Here is a 26,183-nt window from a genome sequence, read left to right as displayed (position 1 = left end):
CAAGAACGATATGATTAGTTTAAACATTGAAAAGACATTTGGATTTATCTCCAAAGAAAAGGTTTTTGCTTACGAAGCTGAAGTAAAAGCCGCACAGGAAATGCTTGAAAAAGGTACAGGCAAAGGTAATGACTTTTTAGGATGGTTGCATTTGCCTTCTTCTATCACTAAAGAACACTTAGCCGACCTAAACGCTACAGCAAAAGTATTAAGAGATAACTGTGAAGTAGTAATCGTTGCCGGTATCGGTGGCAGCTATCTGGGTGCCCGTGCCGTAATCGAAGCTTTGTCTAACAGCTTCACTTGGCTGCAGGAAAAGAAAACGGCTCCTGTCATGATCTATGCAGGACACAATATCAGCGAAGATTATCTGTATGAACTAACTGAATATCTGAAAGATAAGAAATTCGGTGTCATCAATATTTCTAAATCAGGAACTACCACCGAAACTGCTCTTGCTTTCCGTTTGCTGAAAAAACAATGCGAAGATCAGCGCGGCAAAGAAACAGCAAAGAAAGTAATCGTTGCTGTGACGGACGCTAAAAAAGGTGCTGCCCGTGTTACAGCTGACAAAGAAGGATATAAAACATTTATCATTCCTGACAACGTAGGCGGACGTTTCTCTGTACTGACTCCGGTTGGTTTGCTGCCTATCGCAGTAGCCGGATTTGATATTGACAAACTGGTTGCCGGTGCTGCCGATATGGAAAAAGTATGCGGATCGGACGTTGCATTTACTGAAAACCCGGCTGCTATTTATGCTGCTACCCGCAATGAGTTGTACAGAAATGGCAAGAAGATCGAAATCCTCGTTAACTTCTGCCCGAAACTGCACTATGTAAGCGAATGGTGGAAACAGCTTTACGGAGAATCGGAAGGAAAAGACAATAAGGGTATCTTCCCTGCATCGGTAGATTTCTCTACAGACCTTCATTCTATGGGTCAATGGATTCAGGAAGGCGAACGTTCTATCTTCGAAACTGTGATTTCAGTAGAGAAAGTTAACCACAAACTGGAAGTTCCTTCTGATGAAGCAAATCTGGACGGCTTGAACTTCTTAGCCGGCAAGCGTGTGGACGAAGTGAACAAGATGGCCGAACTGGGAACGCAGCTGGCTCACGTAGACGGTGGCGTACCTAATATGCGCATCGTACTTCCGGAATTGAGCGAATACAACATTGGTGGTCTGCTCTATTTCTTCGAAAAGGCTTGTGGTATCAGCGGTTATTTGTTGGGCGTGAACCCATTCAACCAACCGGGTGTGGAAGCATACAAAAAGAATATGTTTGCCTTGCTGGACAAACCGGGTTATGAAGAAGAATCCAAAGCAATCCGTGCAAAACTATAAATCAAGAACGTTTTATAAACGGTAAACTATAAACAATGAACGGTGAACAACTATGCTATATACATGGATTTGTTCACCGTTCATTATTATATTCAATTGATTGCAGTTCCCGATTGTACCGCTTATTGCCCGTTGTACCGTTTACTGCTCACCACTTCTACTTCTCATCTTCCACTTTCGTCTTCAAACCGATTTCTTCCTGTGCTCCTTCACATTCGGCTTTGGAAGAAAGATAGAACTCTAATTTCACATCACCGTTCTTATCTACCTGTTTAATGGTCGCAATCACCATAATTTTGGCTTTTGACACCCCATCCTTAAAACGAAGCTGTCCTTTTTCCACATCTGTCAGATTTCCCTCTGTAGATACTTCTGTTTGCTCATAAAAGAGTTTGGTATCCACTTCATCGTCATTCTGAAGTTTAAAGGTTTTCAGTTCTGCCCCATTTCCATCCAAAAGCAGAAAGGCTTTCACTTCATCTCCCACTTTCAAGGCGGGCAGTTCCTCCCTCTGATTCGCATAGTCTTTTTCATCGGAACTGGTATTTTCACCGTCCGATTCGATCTTCGCATAAAGCTTTTCTATCTTGATAACAGGACTTTCCCCACTATCAGAGCAGGCGCCTAAAAACAATGGTAGCAACAATAATACTCTCTTTTTCATGCTATCGTCGAGTTTATAACGTTACAAAAATACACATATTCTTCTAAACAGCAAATAATTATGTAGTTAATCGCTTGGGAGCGTCATTTGCAACTATCTTCCCTTTCTAACTTATCTCTCATTTTTTATCGTTATCTTTGCCTCGTATACAGTTGTAGATGAAGCGAATCAAACTTAAAAAACAAATAGAATGGCAGGAAATTTATTAAAGAAGTCCAGTGGACTCATGCTACTATGTAGCGTATCATTGCTAATGATAGTCATGACCGGTTGTCAGGAAGCCAAACTCAAAACTGTAATCGGGATAGCCAACAAACAGTGTCCGCTGGACATGGGAGAAGTCGGCAATATTACCAGTATCATCTACGACGGGGATAACGTAGTGTACACTCTCAACATGAACGAGGAAATTACCAATATTAAGATTTTGAAAGATAATCCGGAAAGCATGAAATCATCTATCAAAATGATGTTTCAGAATCCGGCTGCTGATGTAAAGGAAATGCTGAAATTGATGGCTAAGTGTAATTCCGGATTACACATGATATTTGTAGGGAATAAGTCGGGCGAACAAGCGGTTTGCGAACTTACTGCCGAAGAATTGAAAGAGGTTATCAATACAAATGCCGACCCGGCACAAAGCGGACAGACAAAGCTTGAAGCGCAACTGAAAATGGCGAATCTGCAATTTCCAATGCAGGCCAGTGAAGAAGTCGTTGTCGAAAAAATCGAAATCATAGGTGAATCGGTTGTTTATATATGCAGTGTGGACGAAGAGTTGTGTCCTATCAGCCAGATTGAAGAAAACGCAGCTGAAGTGAAAGAGGGTATTGTGTCAACGCTAGCAAGTCAGACCGATCCTGCCACCCAGATATTCATAAAAACCTGCGTGGAGAACAATAAAAATATTACCTACAGATATATCGGCAAGGATTCCGGGAAACAATACGATGTAGTTATTCCCGTGTCTGATCTGAAGAAAATGCTCATAAAAAATAAAATATCATCTTAAAAAGATTCCGCAACGTACAAAGTATGAAAAAGAAACTGAAAGCCGTCCTGTTTGACATGGACGGCGTACTCTTTGACTCTATGCCTTATCATTCGGAAGCCTGGCATAAAGTAATGAAATCTCATGGGCTCACTCTTAGTTGCGAAGAAGCATATATGCATGAAGGACGGACAGGAGCCTCTACAATCAATATTGTTTTTCAACGTGAATTGGGTAGAGAAGCCACACAGGAGGAGATAGAAAGTATCTATCAGGAGAAAAGTGTTTTGTTCAATTCATATCCCGAAGCAAAGCCTATGCCCGGTGCATGGGAGTTACTGCAAAAAGTGAAGAAGGACGGGCTGATTCCGATGGTGGTCACCGGCTCCGGTCAGTTATCCCTGCTCGAACGGCTGGAACACCACTATCCGGGAATGTTTCACAAAGAACTGATGGTTACAGCGTTCGATGTAAAATATGGCAAACCCAATCCCGAGCCGTATTTGATGGCTTTGAAAAAAGGAGGGATCAAAGCGGATGAAGCGGTTGTAGTAGAAAACGCTCCGTTAGGAGTGGAAGCCGGACACAACGCGGGTATTTTCACCATAGCAGTCAATACGGGTCCTTTGAACGGGCAAGTGTTGCTGGATGCCGGGGCTGATTTATTATTTCCATCCATGCAGGCACTTAATGACACCTGGGACATGATGACTGAAAATGACATCTAAAAGCTGAAAAGAAAATTTATTCTTCAAAACAGAAGAAAAATATTGAAAAGCAGGAATATAAATAGTATTTTTACGGGAGTTTAATTCGCTTAGATTCTATCTAAGCCAACGCAGATTCTACTATGCAAAAGTTATTATCTTTACCACCCAATTTGATCCATTGCTTCCACGAACTGGAAGAAGTTAACCATACCGATTGGTTTTGTACATCAGACCCCATAGGGAGCAAACTAGGCTCCGGCGGCGGAACCACATGGTTATTGCAAGCTTGCCATCAGGCATTCGCTCCACAAGAGTCTTTCAGCAACTGGATAGGACACGAAAAAAAAATATTGCTCCATGCAGGCGGACAAAGCCGTCGGCTACCCAGCTACGGCCCTTCCGGCAAAATATTAACTCCTATCCCGATCTTCAGTTGGGAAAGAGGACAAAAGCTGGGACAGAATCTGTTATCATTGCAGCTCCCGCTCTATGAAAGGATTATGAATCAGGCTCCGGCCGGTCTGAATACGCTGATTGCTAGCGGAGACGTATATATCCGTTCGGAAAAACCGCTTCAGGATATTCCGAACGCAGATGTAGTATGCTACGGGCTGTGGGTGAATCCTTCATTGGCAACTCATCATGGCGTGTTTGTTTCCGACCGGAAAAAACCGGAGGTGCTCGATTTCATGTTGCAGAAACCTTCTTTGGAAGAGTTGGAAGGATTGTCGAAAACTCATCTTTTCCTGATGGATATCGGCATCTGGATTTTGAGTGACCGCGCCATAGAAGTATTGATGAAACGGTCATTGAAAGAAGGTACGAAGGATATTACTTATTATGACTTATACTCGGACTATGGTTTGGCTTTGGGAGAGCATCCTAAAACGAAAGATGAAGAAATCAATCAGTTATCCGTAGCTATATTGCCGTTGCCAGGTGGAGAATTCTACCATTACGGCACAAGTCACGAACTGATTTCTTCTACTTTAGCCATACAGGACAAGGTACGGGACCAAAGAAGAATCATGCACCGGAAAGTAAAGCCAAATCCGGCTATCTTTATACAGAATTCCATCACACAAGTTTCTCTTTCTGCCGACAACGCCAATTTATGGATTGAGAATAGCCAGATGGGAAAAGAATGGAAATTAGGTTCCCGCCAGATTATTACAGGAGTTCCTGAAAACCAGTGGAGCATAAATTTGCCGGATGGGGTTTGCATCGACATTATTCCTATCGGTGAGAATGAGTTTGTTGCGCGTCCGTATGGATTGGATGATGTATTCAAAGGAGCGTTGGACAAAATAACGACTACTTACCTTAATGTTCCTTTTACCCGTTGGATGGAAGATAGAGGAATTACCTGGGAGGATATAAAAGGGCGTACAGATGATTTACAATCGGCATCCATCTTCCCCAAAGTGGCTTCTGTTGAAGATTTAGGCATATTAGTACGCTGGATGACCTCGGAGCCACAACTGGAAGAAGGGAAAAAACTTTGGTTGAAAGCAGAAAAAGTTTCTGCAGACGAAATATCCGCAAGCGCCAACCTCAAGCGTCTTTACGAACAGCGCAATGCTTTCCGTAAGGAGAACTGGAAAGGATTGGCGGCCAATTATGAGAAGAGCGTATTCTATCAACTCGATTTGCTGGATGCCGCAAATGAATTTGTACGTTTCAACCTGGACATGCCTGACGTCTTGAAAGAAGATGCTGCCCCCATGTTACGGATACACAACCGGATGCTTCGTGCACGTATCATGAAACTACGTGAAGACAAAGATTGTGCCAAAGAGGAACAGGCAGCCTTTCAACTGCTTCGCGACGGTTTATTGGGGGTAATGAGCGAACGAAAGAGCCATCCCATACTCAACGTTTATTCCGATCAAATCGTATGGGGACGCAGTCCTGTGCGTATTGATGTGGCCGGAGGGTGGACGGACACACCTCCCTACTCTCTTTATTCAGGGGGAAGTGTTGTAAATCTTGCTATCGAACTAAACGGTCAACCACCGCTACAAGTATATGTGAAACCATGCAAGGAATATCACATCACTCTTCGCTCTATCGACATGGGTGCAATGGAAGTGATAAGGAATTACGAGGAACTGCAAGATTATAAAAAGGTAGGTTCTCCATTCTCTATTCCGAAAGCCGCCCTTACATTGGCGGGCTTTGCACCGGCATTCTCTACGGAATCTTATCCTTCTTTAGCTAAACAGCTGGAAGATTTCGGTTCAGGAATCGAAATTACTCTGCTGGCTGCTATTCCTGCGGGCTCTGGCTTGGGAACCAGTTCCATACTGGCATCTACCGTGCTCGGAGCAATCAATGATTTCTGCGGATTGGCTTGGGATAAAAATGATATATGTAGTTACACATTAGTATTAGAACAGCTCCTGACCACTGGAGGAGGTTGGCAAGATCAATATGGCGGTGTCTTTTCCGGTATTAAGTTGCTTCAATCCGAAGCTGGTTTCGAACAGAATCCATTAGTACGCTGGTTACCCGATCAGTTCTTTGTTCATCCTGATTACCGCGACTGTCATCTGTTATATTATACGGGAATTACTCGTACTGCTAAAAGTATTTTGGCAGAGATCGTCAGTTCCATGTTCCTCAATTCCGGTCCGCATCTAAGCTTGCTGGCCGAAATGAAAGCTCATGCAATGGATATGAGTGAAGCCATTTTACGAAGTAATTTCGAGAGTTTCGGTCGTTTGGTCGGCAAAACCTGGATACAGAACCAGGCATTAGACTGCGGAACCAATCCACCGGCAGTAGCAGCCATTATCGAAAAAATCAAGGATTACACCCTGGGATACAAACTCCCCGGTGCAGGTGGCGGAGGCTATTTATATATGGTAGCCAAAGACCCGCAAGCAGCCGGACAAATCCGACGGATACTGACGGAACAAGCCCCCAATCCTCGTGCTCGTTTTGTAGAAATGACTCTTTCTGATAAGGGACTTCAGGTTTCAAGAAGCTAAAGAGAAAGCGTTACCATATTGCCGGTCAATCATCCGGAACCATAAAAAACAAGCTTGGACAGATTCAAACGAAATGTCCAAGCTTTAATTTTTCAACGCCATAATGATCTGTTTTACATGTTGAGACTTGAAATAACTGTAAAGTAAATCATAATAATGATAAAAGCAATAGCTCCGATAATCAGCGCAACACTACCCCATTTCTTTTTTCTAGCTTCTTCCATTCTTATTTATATTTATTGGGATTAATATAATTTATCGTCAAATGTCTACATCTGGAAAGCTATGAACATACTACTACAGAATATCATTCCTTACTTTTTCATATCTACAAAGTTAGCATTTCTCACGAGAATCCTTTTATTTAAATCAACTTTTTCATTCTATTTAGGCTAAATTATGCAACTACATACAATAATAACTAACTAGGTTTGAGAAAATGCAAAGCAAAATACATGACTGACTATCTAAGGATTATGAATGTAAATATCAAGAATATGAAACACATTTATTTTACTCATTACCGCTTTTATATCACACAAAAACTGTACATTTGCACTATAAATAATATACTAGACTAAAAAAAGGATCAAAAACAAATAAAATATAAAGATGAAATTACTTAAACTATTATTCTTATCCGCCATCTTGCTATCCGCATGCAACAATGACTCGACAGACACTCCGGAAACAGGAGAGCCCAAACAGATTATCGTAGAAATGGCCTCCAATGATTTTACAGATGTCTCCGGCACATATACTCTTGAGAACAATAAAGAATACTGTACTCGGGAAGACGGAAAATATAAGATATTATTGGTCAAGAGTACATATATAAATAAGGAGGGAAAGGAAAAGGATATTCTTACCTATGGCATTCTGGATGTAGCAAATAAAAAATACATCTGCTATACAGCCAACATAGATGTAGCCCAAAGACTTGAAAGAGACTGGGAATTTTATAATCAAATAACTAATCCGGATTTTCCAGATGACCCAAATAGACGATTAGTTTGTAATTCTTATACAAAGAAAGACTAATAATAGAACCTCTTACGAGATAAAAGAAAGATTTCACTTTGATAGTCAACATATAACATTGGTTTCTTGGGAACAACAATAGACCAACAAAAATCAATTACAAGGGCTAAATCCTGCATTTAGTTTTAGTTATCCAAGGTATAAGAAAACAGAAATCCCTCAATAATCAACTGATTATCAAGGGATTTTTCTGTGACCCCGGTGCGATTCAAACGCACGACCTTCAGAACCGGAATCTGACGCTCTATTCACTAAGCTACGGGGCCATTCTTTCTAAATGCGAGGACAAAAGTATAAAAAATCTTCTCATCTTCCTAATGATTCTCCTTTTTTTATAGTTCTTAAGGTACTTCCCTATATTAGAAGACTGTTATTTTGAAATGCTTTAGAGCATTTACTTTATCAAATTGACAATCTTTTAGAGAATATCCATTACATATATCAATTTTATTCCTATCTTTGCCGACAATTAACATTTAACAAACCTATGAGTTACTTGATAAAACCTAAGAACTATAAGCCGCTACTCGACCTCAAACAGACCGAGCTGGGAATCAAGCAAATAAAAGAGTTCTTCCAATTAAACTTGTCATCCGAACTACGCCTTAGACGTGTGACTGCCCCTCTTTTCGTATTGAAAGGAATGGGTATCAATGATGATTTGAATGGAATAGAACGACCTGTTTCTTTCCCAATCAAAGATCTGGGCGATGCGCAAGCCGAAGTGGTTCATTCATTGGCTAAATGGAAAAGGTTGACCTTAGCTGACTATCACATCGAACCGGGATATGGTATTTATACGGATATGAATGCTATTCGGTCAGACGAAGAACTGGGCAATCTGCATTCTCTCTACGTAGACCAGTGGGACTGGGAACGTGTTATCACCAATGAAGACCGGACTGTGAACTTCCTAAAGGAAATCGTCAACCGTATTTATGCGGCTATGATCCGTACAGAATATATGGTATATGAAATGTATCCGCAAATCAAACCTTGCCTGCCACAAAAGCTACATTTCATTCATTCAGAGGAATTGCGCCAGCTTTATCCGAACCTGGAACCTAAATGTCGCGAACATGCCATCTGTCAGAAATATGGAGCTGTGTTTATCATAGGAATAGGCTGTCAACTTGGTGATGGCAAGAAGCACGACGGACGTGCACCGGACTATGACGACTACACTACCAAAGGACTGAACGACCTGCCCGGACTAAACGGCGACCTCCTATTGTGGGACAATGTACTGCAACGCTCCATCGAATTATCATCGATGGGAATCCGTGTAGACAAAGAAGCCTTGCAACGTCAGTTGAAAGAAGAAAAAGAAGAAAAAAGACTGGAACTTTATTTCCACAAGCGATTGATGAATGACACCCTTCCACTATCTATCGGAGGAGGTATCGGACAATCCCGCTTGTGTATGTTCTACCTTCGCAAAGCTCACATTGGAGAGATACAAGCCAGCATCTGGCCCGAAGATATGCGCAAAGAATGTGAAGAACTTGATATACACCTTATATAACAGACTATGAACGTACAAATTGAAGAAAGCTGGAAAGCACATTTAAAACCCGAATTCGACAAAGACTACTTTCGCACACTGACCGATTTCGTCAAAAGCGAATATAGCCAGTATCAGATCTTCCCTCCGGGAAAACTGATCTTCAATGCTTTCAACCTTTGTCCTTTCGACAAAGTGAAAGTTGTAATTATAGGACAAGATCCTTACCATGGACCGGGACAAGCACATGGTCTCTGTTTCTCTGTAAACGACGGAGTGCCTTTTCCCCCTTCATTAGTGAACATATTCAAAGAAATCAAAGCCGACATCGGTTCAGATGCCCCGACCACGGGAAACCTGACTCGCTGGGCAGAACAAGGAGTATTATTACTCAACGCAACTCTGACGGTACGTGCCCACCAAGCAGGTTCACATCAGAATCGTGGCTGGGAAACATTTACCGATGCTGCAATCCGTGCCCTGACAGAAGAAAAAGAAAACCTGGTATTTATCTTATGGGGATCATACGCTCAAAAGAAAGGGGCGTTTATCGACCGCAACAAGCATCTGGTGCTCACCTCTGCCCACCCCTCTCCTCTTTCAGCTTACAACGGCTTCTTCGGAAACAAACATTTCAGCCGTACAAACGATTACCTGAAAACCCATGGAAAAACAGAAATCGCATGGTAGTTGGAGAAGTTGAGAATGGAGAGTTGAGAATAAAGAGTAAAGAGTAAAAAAAATGGCTGCACTATTCGTCGAATGATAGCGCAGCCATTTTTCTTTTCTATATTCTAGCAAAACAATTACACGTCCGAATTTCCACTCTCAACTCTCAACTTATCCTAGTACCACTGAATGTTACTTTGCGTTTGGCTTCTCTGCTCATACTTCAAGTCTTGCAAGATGCTTGCATTCGCACGGATGGTAACATTGTAATATTTCCAGCGTCCGAAAGGAGAAAGACTGGCGGACAGGTTGAAACAGTGCAAGTCACGGGAGATTGTACAAGAAGTCTGCGTAATCTCTTTTGCCTGAAAATCATAGCCCGAGTTGAACGAGAGCGACCAGTTATTAGAAATCTTTATATTTCCGTTTGCATTGATGTTATGCGTATACGTATAAGGATATCGCATGGAATAACGGTTAATAGGCTTAGACCTATCTTCACGGATATTAAACGAATAGCTAAGGCTCAACGACCAAGGCATCTTAAACACCTGATAACCATCCGGGTCTGCCTGTGCTTTCTCTACTTTCTTAGGTGTAGTACCATCTCCTTCCGTTCCGTCAGATTCTTCATCATCACTATCCTCCGACTTCTTATCTTTTCCTTTTTCATCCTCCTCTTTCGGACCGAACCATTTCTTCCATGTGTCATTATTAAAGGTATAGTTGAAAGAAGAGCCATATCCTTGGAAACGCCCAAAACGACCATACGACCATTCTGTACGATTACTAGTCACTACATTACCGCTTTTATCGAATGTATAGGCATACGTAGCGAATTGGGCATTCATATTGAAAGTATAATTCTTGGTCAGTTTCAGACGGAGGTTCATACTTAAGTCACTCCACGGTCTTTCCTTTGCCGCCATATTATAGGACATATTGGCACTCAAATCATCAATAAGGCTAACTTTCTTGACTGTATCATTCTTTGCGTCATAATACTTCATCTCCAAGTTATTAGCTATCGAGAAACTAACCGTTCCCGACCCCTCACGAGAAGGCACGCCATAAGGCTGATTGGTAAAAGGAGAATAATATTGTGTATTACCATTATAATCGGTATATTCTTCCCAGTACTTGCCAAATCCCGGAGCACCACTCAAACTCACCTGCGGTGTGAATACGTGACGAATCTGTATCTCCTTCTTCTTCGCAAAGATCGGTTTATACATACCATACAATTTCGTACTTAGAGCCAAACTAGCCGAGTAATTGGATACACGATAAAAGCCGTTAAGAGAATCGCCCGGCAATGATTCCAGCCTGCGAGTATCTTCGTTATAATGCTGATTGATTTTACGGGTGTACCATCGTTCTGTATAATTCACAGAAGGATTGACCTGCAAATATTTGAACAGCGTAAAAGTAGCACTGATAGGAATGTTATGGTTCATCGCATTCTCCCATGAGCTTAGTCCGGCTTTGAACAAGTGGTCGTCTTTGGTACGGATACTGTTTGTCAGACGTCCCGTATAACCAATGGAAATCTTTTCGTACCAACGTTCGGCTCCTGCCGCTTTCTTACGCTTGAACGGAAACAGACGGCTCAACGTAATATTCAAGTCAGGCAAAGTGACCGCAATAGAAGAGTCACGCATTGTCTGTGCGATATTGGTAGTTCCGGATAAGGTCAGACCGATATCGGGAAAACTACGAGAATAACTAATACTTGATGTTTTGGTATTTTGAGTCAACAACTGCGAATTATAAAGGTTGTTGATATTAGAACGTTCATAACTACTGGTCGAGAAGTTCACACTGGCAGAGAATGTAGTGTTCGGACTGGCTTTGGCATCCTGCCGATGGTTCCATACTACCTTAAAGTCCTTAGCAACTGTATAGTCCGGCATCCCTTTATCTCCTGTCTTGGTGACCTGATAGTCCGCTTGCAGCGTACCGGAATATTTATATCGTTTATTATAGTTTGTCAATCCGGACAATCTCCATGAACCTTTCGTGAAGATATCTCCCGTTATTTTCAAGTCCATGATATCACTCATGGCAAAGTAATATCCTCCTTCTGCCAAACCGAAACCACGGCTGGAGTCGTCCATATAAGTCGGCATAATGAAACCGGAAGAGTAACTGCTGGAGAATGGGAAGAAGAAGAACGGCACAGCCAATGGCAGAGGCACATCTTCCACAACCAGATAGGCAGGTCCTGTCACCACATTCTTTTTAGGGCGCACTTTAGCTCTCGTCAACTGCATATAGAAGTGGGGATGATCGTGATGATCGCAGGTTGTATAACGCCCATGCTCCATGAAAATTTCATCATTGGCCCCTTTCTTCGCCTTGCTTCCGGTCACATATCCTTCTCCCTGCTGGGTGACGATATCAGTAATTCCCGCTTTCTTGGTTTTGAAGTTATATCGGATTGTTTCCGTATCATACGAGGTATCACCTTCTTTAAATACCGGTTTACCTTTTTCCACTCCGGTAGTATCCTTGATACCATAAGCATGCACAGTACTACTATCCAGATTCATCGAAATAACTTCCGCAGCCAGTTCGATGTTCTGATAATTCACTTTTCCGCTACCATAAAGTGTAGCGGCTCCTCCCAAAGTAAAGACAGTGGAGTCGTTGGATTCATAAACAACCGGTGCATCGAGTGGTTGTTTCTTCTTTACCGGTGCGATGGAATCAATGCGTACCGTTACCGTATCTGCTTTCAACGAATCATTTCCCTGAAGGGAATCCGTTTGTGCGGTATTGGAGGCAATCATTCCTCTTCTTCGACGCTGAGACGTAGCCTCATCGGGAAGCATCAGTAAGACAATCAGCAGTATGAATGATATAAGTATTTTTGCTTTCAATGGCGCCATTAACTAATAGTTTACGCTTGAAGTGGCAAAAGTACACAATCTTCACCAAATATGAGTTAGAATCTTCGTTATTTAATTATTTTTTAGTGCTATAAAAAGAGAGAACACCATCTATCAAAGCGGCTTAGGCCTTCTTCACCATATTTTGCAATACTTTGCCGCGCTTTTTCCACAGTTTTCTCTTCATCCAGATGGGTTTTAGAAAAGAATTTATCCGCAAAGCAAATCAATTGCTCTTCCAGGGTAATGGGCAGCATCTCACGATGAGGAACGGGGAGCTGCTGGGCAATGATATCTTCCAACGAGAGTCCGGCTCCCGTATGGCGTTCGCACACCAATGCGTGTTGGGGGAAACCTTCCGCCCGCAAGATTTCAGCTCCCAAATATCCGTGGGCGATATAAGGATGAGTGCCAAAGCACTGAATGGTGGGAGCATCGGTCTGAAAAATTCCAATATCATGCAACAGAGCAGCTTCTTTCACAAAACTCCGGTTTAAACGCAATTCGGGATGAGCATCCAGCATTTTCATTGCCTTTCCGGACACCGCCAGACTATGAATTACTAAGATTTGTCTCTGCTGCGTATTTTCCGGATAATATTTATCAATGATTTCGTATGGATTCATGTGCTTTATTTTTTGCTCTCTTGATGAGAAATTAATATTTTTGTGCAATATTACAAAAAAAATTACCGATATGCAAACTCGAGCTTCCTTCATTCTTATATTTCTATTCATTATGTTGTCACCAATGCGTGTAAGCAGTCAAATTGTCACGGGAGCAGAACAAATGGATCAATATATGCCGTTGCTGAAAGGAAAACGCATCGGAATGGTAGTCAACCACACTTCTGTCGTGGGAGCAAAGCGGGTTCATCTTCTCGATACCTTATTAAGGAGAGACGTCCGGGTAGTCAAAGCATTTGCCCCCGAACATGGTTTCCGCGGTAACGCGGATGCAGGTGAAACGGTGAAAGACGGAAAAGATTCCCGCACCAGTATTCCTATCGTATCGCTTTATGGTGATAACAAAAAGCCGTCTGCCACCCAACTAAAAGATGTTGACGTGATCTTATTCGACATTCAGGATGTAGGGGCACGCTTTTATACCTATATAAGCACGATGTATTATGTGATGGATGCTTGTGCAGAGAACAAGAAAGAAATGATTGTACTGGATCGCCCCAATCCGTGCGACTATGTGGATGGTCCGATACTCAAACCTGCTTACCGGAGCTTTGTCGGCATGCTTCCCATTCCTGTACTTCACGGATGTACTATCGGCGAACTGGCACAGATGATAAACGGGGAAGGATGGATTGCCAACAAGAAAAATCCTTGTTCATTAAAGGTAATTCCAATGACCGGGTGGAAACATGGAGAGCCTTATTCACTCCCCATCAAACCGTCGCCCAACCTCCCGAACGATCAGTCTATCCGATTGTATGCTTCACTCTGTCCTTTTGAAGCTACCCGCGTCAGCGTGGGACGGGGAACAACTTTTCCTTTCCAAGTATTAGGCGCACCTAATAAGAAATACGGAAGTTTCACTTTTACTCCCCGCTCCTTACCCGGTTTTGACAAAAACCCGATGCACAAAGGTATCACCTGCTATGGGGAAGACCTCCGGAATGTAACCGATGTGAACGGATTTACACTCCGCTACTTCTTGAACTTTTATCGCTTATCCGGTGAAAGCGCAGCCTTCTTCTCCCGTGCCCGATGGTTTGATTTGCTGATGGGAACTGACAGCGTACGCAAGGCTATCCTCAAAGGAGAATCGGAAGAGGCTATCCGGAATAGTTGGCAAAAGGAGTTACAGGATTACAAAGAGATTAGAAAAAAACATCTTCTCTATGAGTAAAAAACTAGTATCATACTCTCATTCATTTTTATAAACCACTTATAATTAAAAGAATAAGTATGATAGATACCCATATTTCATGAAGAAAGTATGATAGATACAAAATTTCAGAAACATCTATCATTCTTATTCATCAGATAATAACTATATTAGCAAAAAGAATGAGAGTTATGATAGTTATTTTCTACTCTAAGAACAATCAGTTAATAACACAATAATGAAAGATAAAACACAAAAAGTTTCAGGGGAATAGTCCGGATATTACTTCTTGTTTTCTGTTATACCTTTGGTAGTCATGCTTTTGCATTGGCTTTAGAGCACGAACAAACAGTAGATATTTATAAAGTAACAGATGTCCCCAATCCGCGTAATGAAAGCTCTTCCAATTGGGTCAGCAATCCGAATCAGATATTGGATGAAAGTTATGTGTGGGAAATAAATAATATGTTGTCACAGTTAGAAGATTCATTGAGTATTGAAGTGACAGTTGTTGCACTCCCTTCTATCGGTGAAGATATTCCGGCAGAGTTTGCCCACAAGCTTTTTGAACACTGGGGCATCGGAAAGAAAGCGGACGACAACGGATTACTGATTCTTTTAGTGCTCGATCAACGTAAAGTCACTTTCGCAACCGGATACGGTTTGGAAGGAGTACTTCCCGACGCTTTATGCTTTCGCATTCAACAGAATGAAATGGTTCCGTGGTTTAGAAAAAACGACTTTGACAGAGGAATAACAGAGGGAGTCCGGGCTGTAACATTGGTGCTTTATGGAAGCGACTATGAGCCCGTTTCTCAAGGCACTTCTGATAATTACTGGAAAAGTGCCAGCAATACGTTGTGGAATTTTCTGGCAAATCAACCGCTCATGCTTTGGATATTCTTGATACTGGTAAATGTTCTCACTTATCGCATGAAAGTAAACAAAGCTCGCCCCAAAGACAGTTCAGCATTAGCAGCAATCAAAGTCCTGACACATTACAGCCCACTTGGATGTCTTGTATTGTTTTTTCCGGTCTGGCCTGCACTTATTGCGGCATCCTTATGGTACAAGTTCTACCAAAAACAACGTGTTATTTTGCAGAGTAAAACCTGCGATTCTTGCAAAGCTGTGGCTTTACAACTTTTACCCAATGAGCTTGCAACCCCTTTATTATCTGCTTCCGAACAAATGGAACACAAACTAGGTTCTGCTATCCACCGTATTTATCAATGTACTTCCTGCGGCTGGCTTTTACGGTATAAATCTATCACCATAAGCGAATATAGGATGTGTAATCAATGCCATACCATTGCTTCCAAGCGTATCAGCCCGTGGAAAACAATTAAAGAGCCCACATATTCCGATGCCGGATTGGAGGTTGCCGACTATCTTTGCCTGATGTGCGGAGATAAAAAGCAGACAACACAGAAGATCCCCCGCAAGACACCCCCCAATAGTGACAGTTCTAGTAATAGTCACAGTAGTAGTGGCAGAAGCAGTAGTAGAAGTAGTAGCGGCAGTTTTGGTGGTGGACATAGCGGTGGCGGTGGAGCGTCAAGTAGTTTTTAAGATCAACTATCCATCCGAAGAAGTCGACTAACCAAATAAAGGACATGAAAACACATCTCACCTGAATATTTTCATAGAAAGATGGTTGTCCACTCCCTTATTCTAACTATTTTTGCATAGATAACCGAACATAAAAAAGTGAAATGAATATAGAAGAATTTAGAGAATATTGTCTGTCTTTTAAAGGAGTTCACGAGAAGATGCCTTTTCCCAATGTACCCGACCAATATAGCCGTGACGTTCTATGCTTTTATGTTGCGGACAAATGGTTTTGTTTCGTTAACATTGAGATTTTCGATTTTTGTTGCATCAAATGTAACCCTGACGAATCTGGAGAACTGCAAACTGAATATGCCGGTATAAAACCAGGCTGGCACATGAATAAGAAATATTGGATCAGCGTTTATTTCAATCAAGACGTATCTGATGATAAGATCAAAGAACTCGTAAGCAAATCCTATGATATTGTAGTCAAAAGTCTGACAAAGAAAGAACGGGTTTCTGTTTGAGATTGCAAAAAGTCTTCCAGTGCTTTCAGGTCTTTTATTTCAAATATTCTTTCCATCGTTTTCATTTTCAGCTCCGATGTCTTGTGTTGGGGAATGTTTTACATTTTTCACAGCGTGCACTATTCAATTGCGCTCCCAGACAAGGATTTTTTTGCCGTGTATAGGTAGGACACCCACCACAAAACACGCCACATGCCGGGACACGACCATTATAAATTTTCATCATACAAGGCTTTTGGCCATCCAATAGTTAGTAAGAGACAGCTGATTAGCCCTGCGTTTTTGCTCTACTTCTACTATATACCCTCGCTTTTCAAAAAATGGACGGGCTGTTATACTCACTTCAGAGGTAATCCGCGTAATCCCGGCTGCGACGGCATAACGTTCTATCTCATTCAACAATAGTGTAGCAACACCTTTGCCCTGAAAATCCTTATGAATAAACATTGAATGCAAATAGCCCTGAGGTGTAATGGATGAAAAACCGACGATTTCAGATTGCCGATTAACAGCAACAATAAAATAGTGAGTTTTTATCATACCCTCTATTTTAGAAGGATCATCTCCGCACGATGCCCAATCTTCAACCTCGGCCTGTGAATAGTCACGCCTGTTTATCACTAACACTGTGTTTCGATATAGAGACTGAATTTCCTCTATATCCGTATTTAAAGCTATCCTTATAGTAATCATATAATCCCTAATTATTCACTATTTTATCTCTTTCTCTTTTCCACAACTGCCACGAATTGATTATATTCTGCCACAACACATACGAACCGGGAGCCACAGAAGACAATGGATTCAAATAGGTATGCGCCATCCAAATAGCCAGAATTGTATTCTTTTGTCCAAGTGCTTGCCCACCACTGATACGGTCATTATAAATCGAGCCGATTGTCTTCCCCAAAAAGAACTGCAAACAACAGGCAATCAGTGCTCCGACAGCAATCATGATTTCCGTAAAACCATCCGCCGGGTCATTGAGCAAAGAATACAATGTTTGCGCAGTTACGATAGCTAAAGATACAGCCCACAAATAAAAAGCAAGTTCATGATAACCCAATAACTTCTGATGTACTTTCGGCAAACACTTGCTCAACAACCAGGCAACCAAAAAAGGACAAATTAACAACGGAAATACCTTACCCAAAATAACAAGAAATGCCTCCCAAAAAGTGACATCAGGATGGACCTCCACCAAAGGAAAAAGAATGGGCACAGCAATAGCCGCTCCAATATTTGCTATCAATGTATAAGTAGTCAGACTAGCCGCACTCCCTCCCAACTTGGAAGTAATCACCGCAGCAGCCGTAGCCGTTGGACAAATAATGCAAACCATCACTCCTTCTGCTACAATTTTATCAAAGCGATAAAGCAACAGATAAGCAGCCAACGCTCCACCAATCTGAATCAATAACAACCACATATGAAGAGGTTTTAGCTTCAAATCACGAGGAGATACCTTACAGAAGGTCAATAGCAACATCGTAAAAATAAGATAAGGAGTCAGGAAAGAAAGACTGATAAACAGTGGATAACCCACAGCACCTACCAGCATAGCAATAGGTAACGTCCAATTCTTCAAAAACTTAAGCATCGTCGTACATTTTAACTTCGAAGCACAAAGTAACGGAGATTTCAGGAAAAAAGCTACCATTAAACCGAAAAAAACACAAAACTTAATGGCAAATAATGAGTTTTCTACAAATTTCTACTACATTTGCACCGTATTATAGATATGAAACTGAATAGACCGTACATATTATACATATTCATTTGCCTCTGGCTACTTTTTCTACCCTCATGTACTAACCACTTATGGGGGAAGGATTTTGTAGTAGTTATCGACGCAGGACATGGCGGACATGATCCGGGCGCCATCGGCAAAATCTCGAAAGAGAAAAATATCAATCTGAACGTTGCCCTGAAAGTGGGAAATCTGATTAAAAGGAATTGCGACGACGTCAAAGTGATTTACACCCGTAGCAAAGATGTATTCATCCCTTTAGACCGACGCGCAGAAATTGCCAACAACGCGAAGGCTGACCTCTTTATTTCCATTCACACCAACGCACTGGCTAACAACCGTACCGCAAAAGGTGCTTCAACCTGGACACTGGGTTTGGCCAAATCAGACGCAAATCTGGAAGTTGCCAAGCGAGAGAACTCCGTAATCCTCTACGAAAGTGACTACAAAACAAGATATGCCGGTTTCAACCCGAACTCTGCCGAGTCATATATTATATTTGAATTCATGCAAGATAAATACATGGAACAGAGTGTACACCTGGCTTCTCTGATGCAGAAACAATTTCGCCAAACTTGTAGAAGGGCAGACCGTGGAGTGCATCAAGCCGGATTCCTTGTCTTAAAAGCGAGTGCCATGCCGAGCATTCTGATAGAACTAGGATTTATCTCTACGCCCGAAGAGGAGCGCTATCTGAATTCTGAAGAAGGGGCCGGCACCATGGCAAAAGGCATCTACCGTGCTTTCTTAAATTATAAGAGAGAACATGAACTGCGCCTAACAGGAGTCAGCAAAACGATCGTCCCAACCGAACAGGAAGAAGACAATGCCCCAGCAATTGCCCAAAAGGATACCGAAAGCGTGAACACAGCTCCCCAACAGGAAAAGCTATTGGCCGAAGCAAAAACAAAACCTGCCGCGACAGCAAAAACAGCACCGAAACGCCCAATTGTAGTAGAGAGTGCAACCAATGACAGTGAAATTACGTTTAAGATACAGATACTTACTTCTTCCAAACCTCTCGCCAAAAATGACAAACGGCTGAAAGGACTGAAAGAGGTAGATTATTATAAGGAAGGGGGAATATACAAATACACGTATGGAGCCTCCTCCGATTATAACAAGGTGTTGCGTACGAAGCGCACCATTACGGCACAATTCAAAGACGCCTTTATCATCGCTTTCCGGAACGGCGAGAAAATGAACGTCAATGAAGCGATTGCCGAATTCAAAAAAAGAAGAAATAAATAAAAAGATAAAATGAAGTACATTACAAAAGAAGTCAGAATAGGTATTGCAGGTATCGTTGCACTATGTGTGCTTATATACGGAATTAACTGGCTGAAAGGTATACACATGTTTCAACCTTCCAGCTATTTCTATGCCAAATTTGAAAACGTAAACGGACTCACCAAATCAAGCCCGGTATTTGCCGACGGTGTTCGTGTAGGTATCGTACGTGACATCTATTATGATTATGCCAAACCCGGAAATGTAATTGTCGAAGTGGAACTGGACACGGAACTACGGATTCCCAAAGGAAGTAGCGCCGAGCTTGTATCCGAACTTATGGGAGGCGTACGCATGAATATTCTTCTGGCAAACAACCCGCGCGAAAAATATGCCGTAGGAGATACGATCCCCGGCACACTGAACAACGGAATGATGGAAAGCGCGGCGAAACTGATCCCAAAGGTAGAAGAAATGCTTCCGAAACTGGATTCTATCCTCATCTCTCTGAACAATATATTAGGAGACAAGAGCATCCCTGCCACCCTGCACTCGATAGAGAAGACAACCGCCAACCTGGCAGTAGTCAGTTCGCAGGTAAAAGGGCTGATGAGTAATGACATACCTCAACTCACCAGCAAGCTGAACACCATCGGAGACAACTTCGTTGTTATCAGCGGAAATTTGAAAGAAGTAGACTATGCAGCCACTTTCAAAAAAATAGACGAAACGCTGGCTAACGTAAAAATACTTACAGAAAAATTAAACAGCAAAGATAACACAATCGGACTGCTCTTCAACGACCCGACTTTATACAATAATCTGAATGCAACAACTGAAAATGCAGCCAGCTTATTAGAAGACCTGAAAGAGCATCCGAAACGGTACGTTCACTTCTCATTATTCGGCAAGAAAGACAAGTAGCAAATTATCGTTATATAGATTTTATCTAAATAACGAAGGGCTTTCAAAAGAAAGTAGATTGCTCTTCAAATGTCTATCTACAAACCGAAATAATATTCCCGTACAAACGTACAAAAGTGAGAAAAAAGGCTAAAATTATATATATAAGACATTAACATACAGATACTTATAAAACTGCAAGAGAGGGTAAACAGAGTGTGTCCGACAACAAACGCATAAGTCATTGAAAGTAAACACATTATTGTTAGCATGAAAAAAACAAGAAAAAATAGATTTGTTTTTTCCGAATAAGATTCCCAATTTTGCAAACGTAGAAGTTTTGCTTAATTAATAAATGTATTAAAAGTTACTATGATTGAATCAAATCATGTCGTACTTTGGAACCGCTGTCTCGACGTTATTAAAGACAATGTTCCCGAGACGACATATAATACTTGGTTTGCCCCTATTGTTCCGTTGAAATATGAGGACAAAACGTTGATCTTACAGATCCCGAGCCAGTTTTTCTATGAAATACTGGAAGAGAGATTCGTAGATCTTATACGTAAGACATTATATAAGGTCATTGGCGAAGGAACCAAGTTGATGTACAATGTCATGGTGGACAAGACTTCGATTCCGAATCAAACCGTGAATCTCGAAGCAAGCAATCGTTCTACGGCTGTTACTCCCAAAAGCATAATCGGAGGAAACAAAGCTCCCAGCTTCCTACAGGCTCCTGCCGTTCAGGATTTGGACCCGCATTTGAATCCCAATTATAATTTTGAGAACTTCATTGAAGGATACAGCAATAAACTTTCAAGAAGTGTGGCGGAAGCCGTAGCGCAAAAACCGGGAGGGACTGCTTTCAACCCGTTATTCCTTTATGGAGCATCCGGAGTAGGAAAGACGCACCTGGCAAACGCAATAGGCACGAAAATCAAAGAAATTTATCCAGAGAAAAGAGTATTGTACGTTTCGGCACATTTGTTCCAGGTACAATATACGGATTCTGTACGCAATAACACGACCAACGACTTTATTAACTTTTACCAGACGATTGATGTATTAATCATTGATGATATTCAGGAGTTTGCCGGTGTCACCAAGACTCAAAACAACTTCTTCCATATCTTCAATCATTTACACCAGAACGGCAAACAGCTCATATTAACTTCAGACCGTGCTCCTGTATTGTTGCAAGGTATTGAAGAACGCCTCCTGACCCGTTTCAAATGGGGTATGGTAGCCGAGCTTGAAAAGCCGACGGTAGAACTTCGCAAAAACATTCTACGCAACAAGATACACCGCGACGGGTTACAATTCCCGCCGGAAGTGATCGATTATATTGCCGAAAATGTGAATGAAAGTGTACGCGATCTGGAAGGTATCGTCATTGCTATCATGGCTCGTTCCACTATTTTCAACAAAGAAATAGATTTGGATTTGGCACAACACATTGTACATGGCGTGGTTCATAACGAAACTAAAGCGGTTACCATCGATGATATCCTCAAAGTGGTATGCAAGCATTTTGATCTGGAACCGTCTGCCATACATACAAAATCCAGAAAAAGGGAAGTCGTTCAAGCACGACAGATCGCCATGTATCTAGCTAAAAACCACACAGACTTTTCAACTTCTAAGATAGGTAAGTTTATCGGTAACAAAGACCATGCAACGGTACTTCACGCCTGCAAAACCGTAAAAGGACAATTGGAGGTGGACAAAAGCTTTAGTGCAGAAGTACAGGAAATAGAATCGTTACTGAAAAAGAGAAACTGAAATCAAGTATCAAGTATTAAGCATTACCGTTGCTATACAATATCGCATGATAAAGTCCATCCGCATGGATAATACTTAATACTTGATACTTAATACTTATTTCAAGAATCCTTGCTGGCGAAGTACTTTCAATAGATTTTCGGACATAAATTCGTTATCTTTCTTTGTGTAACGCACGTCTGTAAAGACTTGAGCCAATGTTTCTTTTTTATTTTCTTCGATAAACTGCTTGTTTTCCGGCAATGATTCTTTGTAGGCATAGAGTTTATCTATTCCTTCCGGTGTATAGTCGTGATATTTTTCATCGTGCACGGCAGCTTCCAAAGGCAAACGGTCTACTTGTGCGGGAATACCGTCCGGATAGCCTACCGTTATTGTGGTGAGAGGAAATACCAGTTCGGGGAGTTGGAGGGTATCAATAATCATTTGAGGATTATAAGTGGTAGTTCCTAAATAACAAATGCCGAGTCCTGCTTCTTCCGCCAGCGTACAAAAAGTCTGCGCAACAAGCAAAGTATCCATAGACGCATTCATAAAAGACATTAAATTATCGTAGCCCGGCACTGCTTTCCGCTGTTCACACCATTTGCTGAAACGACGGAAATCAGCACAAAAAGTCAATACGACTGGAGCATTTTTTACCATCGGCTGATTGAAATGAGCAGGCGAAAGTTTCTCCTTCATTTCCGCATCGCGAGTCACAATCACACTATAAAGTTGCATCCCACCCATCGTAGAAGCACGGAAAGAGGTTTCAAGCAAATCATTTAACAAACTCGGATTTATATCTTTAGGCAGATATTTCCGGATAGTTCTTCTGTTCTTTACGGTTTCAAACATATCTTTTTTTTGCAAAGATATAAAAAGAAAAAAATAATCCACCACACTAGTGGAATAGAATAGTTTTCTTTTTGGAGAACTTTAACCTTTGAACAAAATTCAATTCTAACTGTTTATCAAATACTTAGCATAAACAAATGGAAAACTTGCAACCTGTTAATAAATTAATTCATTTTTATTTTGATAGATGAAAAAACATTCTTAGCTTTGCGCCTACATTTGTTAACGATAAGTAAACTTCTACATATTACTTATTAAAAACGAGATTTAACACAAATTGAATCGTGGAAAAACAGATTTATTCTTACGACGAAGCCTATGAAGAATCTTTACGATATTTTCAAGGCGACGAGCTTGCTGCAAGGGTTTGGGTAAACAAATACGCAGTAAAGGATTCTTTCGGTAATATCTATGAAAAATCCCCGGAAGACATGCATTGGAGAATTGCAAATGAAGTGGCACGCGTAGAATCGAAGTATCCGAATGCGTTGACAGCAAAAGAACTGTATGATTTACTGGATCACTTCAAGTACATCGTCCCCCAAGGTAGCCCGATGACAGGAATCGGTAACGACTACCAGGTTGCTTCACTATCCAACTGCTTCGTTATCGGAGTGGACGGTGCAGCCGACTCTTATGGCGCTATCATCAAAATCGACGAAGAACAGGTACAACTAATGAAAAGACGCGGTGGTGTAGGTCATGACTTATCACACATCCGTCCGAAAGGTTCTCCCGTTAAAAACTCGGCGTTGACTTCTACCGGTCTTGTTCCGTTCATGGAACGATATTCGAATTCCACTCGTGAAGTAGCTCAAGACGGACGTCGCGGTGCATTGATGTTGAGCGTGTCTATCAAGCATCCGGATTCGGAAGCATTCATTGATGCCAAGATGACCGAAGGTAAAGTGACCGGAGCAAACGTTTCTGTCAAGTTGGACGACGCTTTCATGCAGGCTGCCGTAGACGAAAAGCCGTATGTACAGCAATATCCTATCGACTCTGCCCAACCTACATTCACCAAGGAAATCGACGCTTCTACCTTATGGAAGAAAATCGTTCACAATGCATGGAAATCGGCAGAACCGGGCGTTTTGTTCTGGGATACGATTATCCGTGAATCTGTGCCTGATTGCTATGCAGACCTAGGTTACAGAACGGTATCTACCAACCCATGCGGAGAAATTCCTCTATGTCCTTACGATTCTTGCCGCTTACTGGCTATCAATCTATATTCTTATGTGGTAAATCCGTTCAAACCAGATGCTTATTTTGATTTCGACCTGTTCCAAAAACACGTGGCTCTCGCTCAACGGATCATGGACGATATTATCGACCTCGAACTAGAGAAGATCGAACGTATCATGACCAAGATTGACGAAGATCCGGAAAACGAAGAAGTGAAACATGCGGAACGTGCACTTTGGGAGAAAATCTACAAGAAGAGCGGACAAGGTCGTCGTACCGGTGTAGGTATCACTGCAGAAGGTGATATGCTTGCTGCATTAGGATTACGTTACGGAACGGAAGAAGCAACGGAGTTCTCTGAAAAAGTACACAAGACAGTAGCTCTCGGTGCCTATCGTTCTTCAGTGGAAATGGCCAAAGAACGCGGTGCCTTCGAAATATACAATAGCGAACGTGAACAGAACAATCCGTTCATCCAACGCCTGGCAGCTGCTGATCCGAAACTGTATGAGGACATGAAGAAATATGGTCGCCGTAACATTGCCTGCCTGACGATTGCCCCAACCGGAACGACCAGTTTGATGACGCAGACCACTTCGGGTATCGAGCCTGTATTCCTGCCTGTTTACAAACGTAGAAGAAAGGTGAACCCGAACGATACGAATGTGCATGTAGACTTTGTAGACGAAACAGGGGACGCATTCGAAGAATACATCGTATTCCATCATAAATTTGTTACCTGGATGGAAGCTAACGGATACGACCCGGCCAGACGTTACACTCAGGAAGAGATTGACGAACTGGTTGCCAAATCTCCTTATTACAAAGCGACTTCTAACGATGTCGACTGGTTGATGAAGGTGAAGATGCAGGGAAGAATCCAGAAATGGGTAGACCACTCTATCAGCGTAACCATCAATCTGCCGAACGATGTGGACGAGGATTTAGTAAACCGCCTGTATGTAGAGGCATGGAAATCCGGCTGCAAAGGTTGTACCGTATATCGTGACGGTTCACGCTCCGGAGTGCTGATCTCTACGAAATCGGATAAAGACAAAAAAGAAGGACTTCCTCCTTGCAAACCGCCTACGGTTGTAGAGGTACGTCCGAGAATATTGGAAGCAGACGTTGTCCGTTTCCAGAACAACAAGGAAAAATGGGTAGCTTTTGTCGGATTATTGGACGGACACCCTTATGAAATATTCACTGGTTTGCAAGATGACGACGAAGGTATCTTGCTGCCTAAGAGTGTGACTTGCGGACGTATCATCAAAAATGTGGATGAAGACGGTACCAAACGTTACGACTTCCAATTCGAGAACAAACGCGGATATAAGACGACCATTGAAGGATTGTCAGAGAAGTTCAACAAGGAATACTGGAACTATGCAAAATTGATTTCCGGCGTGCTTCGCTACCGGATGCCGATTGAACAGGTTATCAAACTGGTTGGCTCTCTGCAATTGAACAGTGAAAGTATCAACACTTGGAAAAACGGTGTAGAACGTGCATTGAAGAAGTATATTCAGGATGGAACGGAAGCCAAAGGTAAGAAGTGCCCGAACTGTGGCAACGAGACATTGGTTTATCAGGAAGGCTGTCTGATTTGTACTACTTGCGGCGCTTCCAGATGTGGATAATAGTCCTACGTATGTTAATTAATATATAAACAAAAGATTAAAAGGAGTCCGGTGCGGCTCCTTTTATTTTTTATTCAAAAAAATGTCTTATACTTGCAGTGTCTTACATATAC

The 26,183-nt window shown here is 41.9% G+C and carries 19 protein-coding genes, 1 tRNA gene and 1 pseudogene; 14 read left to right on the top strand and 7 right to left on the bottom strand.

Annotated elements, in window-relative coordinates; genetic code table 11:
• The first annotated feature begins 10 nt into the window (after positions 1-10).
• On the top strand, positions 11-1,348 hold the full coding sequence (locus tag BSCG_RS12045; protein WP_008650174.1) for a glucose-6-phosphate isomerase: 1,338 nt from the start codon (positions 11-13) through the stop codon (positions 1,346-1,348).
• A 157-nt stretch (positions 1,349-1,505) separates the two neighbouring features.
• Here BSCG_RS12045 and BSCG_RS12050 read toward each other — a convergent pair whose 3' ends face one another.
• On the bottom strand, positions 1,506-2,012 hold the full coding sequence (locus BSCG_RS12050; protein WP_008650173.1) for a DUF5035 domain-containing protein: 507 nt from the start codon (positions 2,010-2,012) through the stop codon (positions 1,506-1,508).
• A gap of 190 nt (positions 2,013-2,202) precedes the next feature.
• Here BSCG_RS12050 and BSCG_RS12055 point away from each other — a divergent pair, with 190 nt between their 5' ends.
• The 4 genes and pseudogenes from BSCG_RS12055 to BSCG_RS12070 all read left to right on the top strand — a co-directional run bounded on the left by BSCG_RS12055 (position 2,203) and on the right by BSCG_RS12070 (position 7,747).
• Positions 2,203-3,024, top strand: a complete 822-nt coding sequence (locus BSCG_RS12055; RefSeq protein ID WP_004306654.1) for a hypothetical protein — start codon at positions 2,203-2,205, stop codon at positions 3,022-3,024.
• Positions 3,025-3,047: 23 nt separating this feature from the next.
• Entirely contained in the window at positions 3,048-3,731 is a 684-nt protein-coding gene (locus tag BSCG_RS12060) for an HAD family hydrolase (protein WP_008776261.1), read from the top strand.
• A 119-nt stretch (positions 3,732-3,850) separates the two neighbouring features.
• Positions 3,851-6,706 (top strand): annotated as a pseudogene (locus BSCG_RS12065) (bifunctional fucokinase/fucose-1-phosphate guanylyltransferase); the annotation flags it as partial.
• Positions 6,707-7,318: 612 nt separating this feature from the next.
• Positions 7,319-7,747, top strand: a complete 429-nt coding sequence (locus BSCG_RS12070) for a hypothetical protein (protein ID WP_004326194.1) — start codon at positions 7,319-7,321, stop codon at positions 7,745-7,747.
• Positions 7,748-7,940: 193 nt separating this feature from the next.
• Here the strand turns inward: BSCG_RS12070 and BSCG_RS12075 are convergent.
• Positions 7,941-8,013: transfer RNA gene (locus BSCG_RS12075), tRNA-Arg, on the bottom strand.
• A 221-nt stretch (positions 8,014-8,234) separates the two neighbouring features.
• Here BSCG_RS12075 and asnA point away from each other — a divergent pair.
• The gene (asnA, locus tag BSCG_RS12080) at positions 8,235-9,272 is read left to right on the top strand and encodes an aspartate--ammonia ligase (protein WP_008776257.1); all 1,038 of its coding nucleotides are present in this window, start codon (positions 8,235-8,237) and stop codon (positions 9,270-9,272) included.
• A 6-nt stretch (positions 9,273-9,278) separates the two neighbouring features.
• On the top strand, positions 9,279-9,941 hold the full coding sequence (gene ung, locus BSCG_RS12085) for a uracil-DNA glycosylase (protein ID WP_008776256.1): 663 nt from the start codon (positions 9,279-9,281) through the stop codon (positions 9,939-9,941).
• A 155-nt stretch (positions 9,942-10,096) separates the two neighbouring features.
• Here the strand turns inward: ung and BSCG_RS12090 are convergent, their stop codons facing one another.
• Positions 10,097-12,811, bottom strand: coding sequence for a putative LPS assembly protein LptD (locus BSCG_RS12090; protein ID WP_008776255.1), 2,715 nt, complete (start codon positions 12,809-12,811; stop codon positions 10,097-10,099).
• An 89-nt stretch (positions 12,812-12,900) separates the two neighbouring features.
• Complete coding sequence (locus tag BSCG_RS12095; RefSeq protein ID WP_004312347.1) at positions 12,901-13,437, bottom strand: HDIG domain-containing metalloprotein; 537 nt, start codon at positions 13,435-13,437, stop codon at positions 12,901-12,903.
• Positions 13,438-13,507: 70 nt separating this feature from the next.
• On the opposite strand from BSCG_RS12095, the gene BSCG_RS12100 reads away from it, so the two are divergent.
• The 3 genes from BSCG_RS12100 to BSCG_RS12110 all read left to right on the top strand — a co-directional run bounded on the left by BSCG_RS12100 (position 13,508) and on the right by BSCG_RS12110 (position 16,734).
• Positions 13,508-14,674 (top strand): exo-beta-N-acetylmuramidase NamZ domain-containing protein, encoded by a 1,167-nt coding sequence (locus BSCG_RS12100; protein WP_008776254.1) that lies wholly within the window; start codon positions 13,508-13,510, stop codon positions 14,672-14,674.
• 306 nt (positions 14,675-14,980) lie between these two features.
• Positions 14,981-16,225, top strand: a complete 1,245-nt coding sequence (locus BSCG_RS12105) for a TPM domain-containing protein (RefSeq protein ID WP_008650148.1) — start codon at positions 14,981-14,983, stop codon at positions 16,223-16,225.
• Between the two features lie 143 nt (positions 16,226-16,368).
• Positions 16,369-16,734 (top strand): MmcQ/YjbR family DNA-binding protein, encoded by a 366-nt coding sequence (locus BSCG_RS12110; protein ID WP_008650146.1) that lies wholly within the window; start codon positions 16,369-16,371, stop codon positions 16,732-16,734.
• 222 nt (positions 16,735-16,956) lie between these two features.
• Here BSCG_RS12110 and BSCG_RS0127540 read toward each other — a convergent pair whose 3' ends face one another.
• Positions 16,957-17,427 carry a GNAT family N-acetyltransferase gene (locus BSCG_RS0127540; protein WP_004312343.1) on the bottom strand — a complete coding sequence of 157 codons (471 nt, stop codon included), beginning with the start codon at positions 17,425-17,427 and terminating at the stop codon, positions 16,957-16,959.
• Positions 17,428-17,434: 7 nt separating this feature from the next.
• Complete coding sequence (locus tag BSCG_RS12115; protein WP_032849560.1) at positions 17,435-18,394, bottom strand: transporter; 960 nt, start codon at positions 18,392-18,394, stop codon at positions 17,435-17,437.
• A gap of 81 nt (positions 18,395-18,475) precedes the next feature.
• On the opposite strand from BSCG_RS12115, the gene BSCG_RS12120 reads away from it, so the two are divergent.
• The 3 genes from BSCG_RS12120 to dnaA all read left to right on the top strand — a co-directional run bounded on the left by BSCG_RS12120 (position 18,476) and on the right by dnaA (position 22,402).
• Positions 18,476-19,735 carry an N-acetylmuramoyl-L-alanine amidase gene (locus BSCG_RS12120; RefSeq protein ID WP_004299350.1) on the top strand — a complete coding sequence of 420 codons (1,260 nt, stop codon included), beginning with the start codon at positions 18,476-18,478 and terminating at the stop codon, positions 19,733-19,735.
• A gap of 9 nt (positions 19,736-19,744) precedes the next feature.
• A complete protein-coding gene (locus tag BSCG_RS12125; protein ID WP_004299349.1) occupies positions 19,745-20,638 on the top strand; it encodes an MlaD family protein in 894 nt (297 codons plus the stop codon).
• A gap of 351 nt (positions 20,639-20,989) precedes the next feature.
• Positions 20,990-22,402, top strand: a complete 1,413-nt coding sequence (gene dnaA, locus BSCG_RS12130; RefSeq protein ID WP_004299347.1) for a chromosomal replication initiator protein DnaA — start codon at positions 20,990-20,992, stop codon at positions 22,400-22,402.
• A 96-nt stretch (positions 22,403-22,498) separates the two neighbouring features.
• On the opposite strand, the gene BSCG_RS12135 is transcribed toward dnaA, so the two are convergent.
• Positions 22,499-23,242 (bottom strand): NADPH-dependent oxidoreductase, encoded by a 744-nt coding sequence (locus BSCG_RS12135; protein ID WP_004321972.1) that lies wholly within the window; start codon positions 23,240-23,242, stop codon positions 22,499-22,501.
• Positions 23,243-23,526: 284 nt separating this feature from the next.
• On the opposite strand from BSCG_RS12135, the gene BSCG_RS12140 reads away from it, so the two are divergent.
• Positions 23,527-26,070: an adenosylcobalamin-dependent ribonucleoside-diphosphate reductase gene (locus tag BSCG_RS12140; protein WP_004299345.1), complete on the top strand. Its 2,544-nt coding sequence runs from the start codon at positions 23,527-23,529 to the stop codon at positions 26,068-26,070.
• Positions 26,071-26,183: the final 113 nt, after the last annotated feature.

It is taken from the genome of Bacteroides sp. 2_2_4, assembly GCF_000157055.1.
GTDB lineage: Bacteria > Bacteroidota > Bacteroidia > Bacteroidales > Bacteroidaceae > Bacteroides > Bacteroides ovatus.
Note: the sequence above shows the minus strand (reverse complement) of the source record. Positions and strands in the feature narration are given on the sequence as shown.

Coding starts and splice junctions, on each gene's coding strand:
- asnA (WP_008776257.1), top strand. CDS start 8,235: ATGAGTTACTTGATAAAACCTAAGAACTATAAGCCGCTACTCGACCTC.
- BSCG_RS12135 (WP_004321972.1), bottom strand. CDS start 23,242: ATGTTTGAAACCGTAAAGAACAGAAGAACTATCCGGAAATATCTGCCT.
- BSCG_RS0127540 (WP_004312343.1), bottom strand. CDS start 17,427: ATGATTACTATAAGGATAGCTTTAAATACGGATATAGAGGAAATTCAG.
- BSCG_RS12060 (WP_008776261.1), top strand. CDS start 3,048: ATGAAAAAGAAACTGAAAGCCGTCCTGTTTGACATGGACGGCGTACTC.
- BSCG_RS12045 (WP_008650174.1), top strand. CDS start 11: ATGATTAGTTTAAACATTGAAAAGACATTTGGATTTATCTCCAAAGAA.
- BSCG_RS12125 (WP_004299349.1), top strand. CDS start 19,745: ATGAAGTACATTACAAAAGAAGTCAGAATAGGTATTGCAGGTATCGTT.
- BSCG_RS12115 (WP_032849560.1), bottom strand. CDS start 18,394: ATGGTAGCTTTTTTCCTGAAATCTCCGTTACTTTGTGCTTCGAAGTTA.
- BSCG_RS12055 (WP_004306654.1), top strand. CDS start 2,203: ATGGCAGGAAATTTATTAAAGAAGTCCAGTGGACTCATGCTACTATGT.
- BSCG_RS12120 (WP_004299350.1), top strand. CDS start 18,476: ATGAAACTGAATAGACCGTACATATTATACATATTCATTTGCCTCTGG.
- BSCG_RS12095 (WP_004312347.1), bottom strand. CDS start 13,437: ATGAATCCATACGAAATCATTGATAAATATTATCCGGAAAATACGCAG.
- dnaA (WP_004299347.1), top strand. CDS start 20,990: ATGATTGAATCAAATCATGTCGTACTTTGGAACCGCTGTCTCGACGTT.
- BSCG_RS12050 (WP_008650173.1), bottom strand. CDS start 2,012: ATGAAAAAGAGAGTATTATTGTTGCTACCATTGTTTTTAGGCGCCTGC.
- BSCG_RS12110 (WP_008650146.1), top strand. CDS start 16,369: ATGAATATAGAAGAATTTAGAGAATATTGTCTGTCTTTTAAAGGAGTT.
- BSCG_RS12100 (WP_008776254.1), top strand. CDS start 13,508: ATGCAAACTCGAGCTTCCTTCATTCTTATATTTCTATTCATTATGTTG.
- ung (WP_008776256.1), top strand. CDS start 9,279: ATGAACGTACAAATTGAAGAAAGCTGGAAAGCACATTTAAAACCCGAA.
- BSCG_RS12090 (WP_008776255.1), bottom strand. CDS start 12,811: ATGGCGCCATTGAAAGCAAAAATACTTATATCATTCATACTGCTGATT.
- BSCG_RS12070 (WP_004326194.1), top strand. CDS start 7,319: ATGAAATTACTTAAACTATTATTCTTATCCGCCATCTTGCTATCCGCA.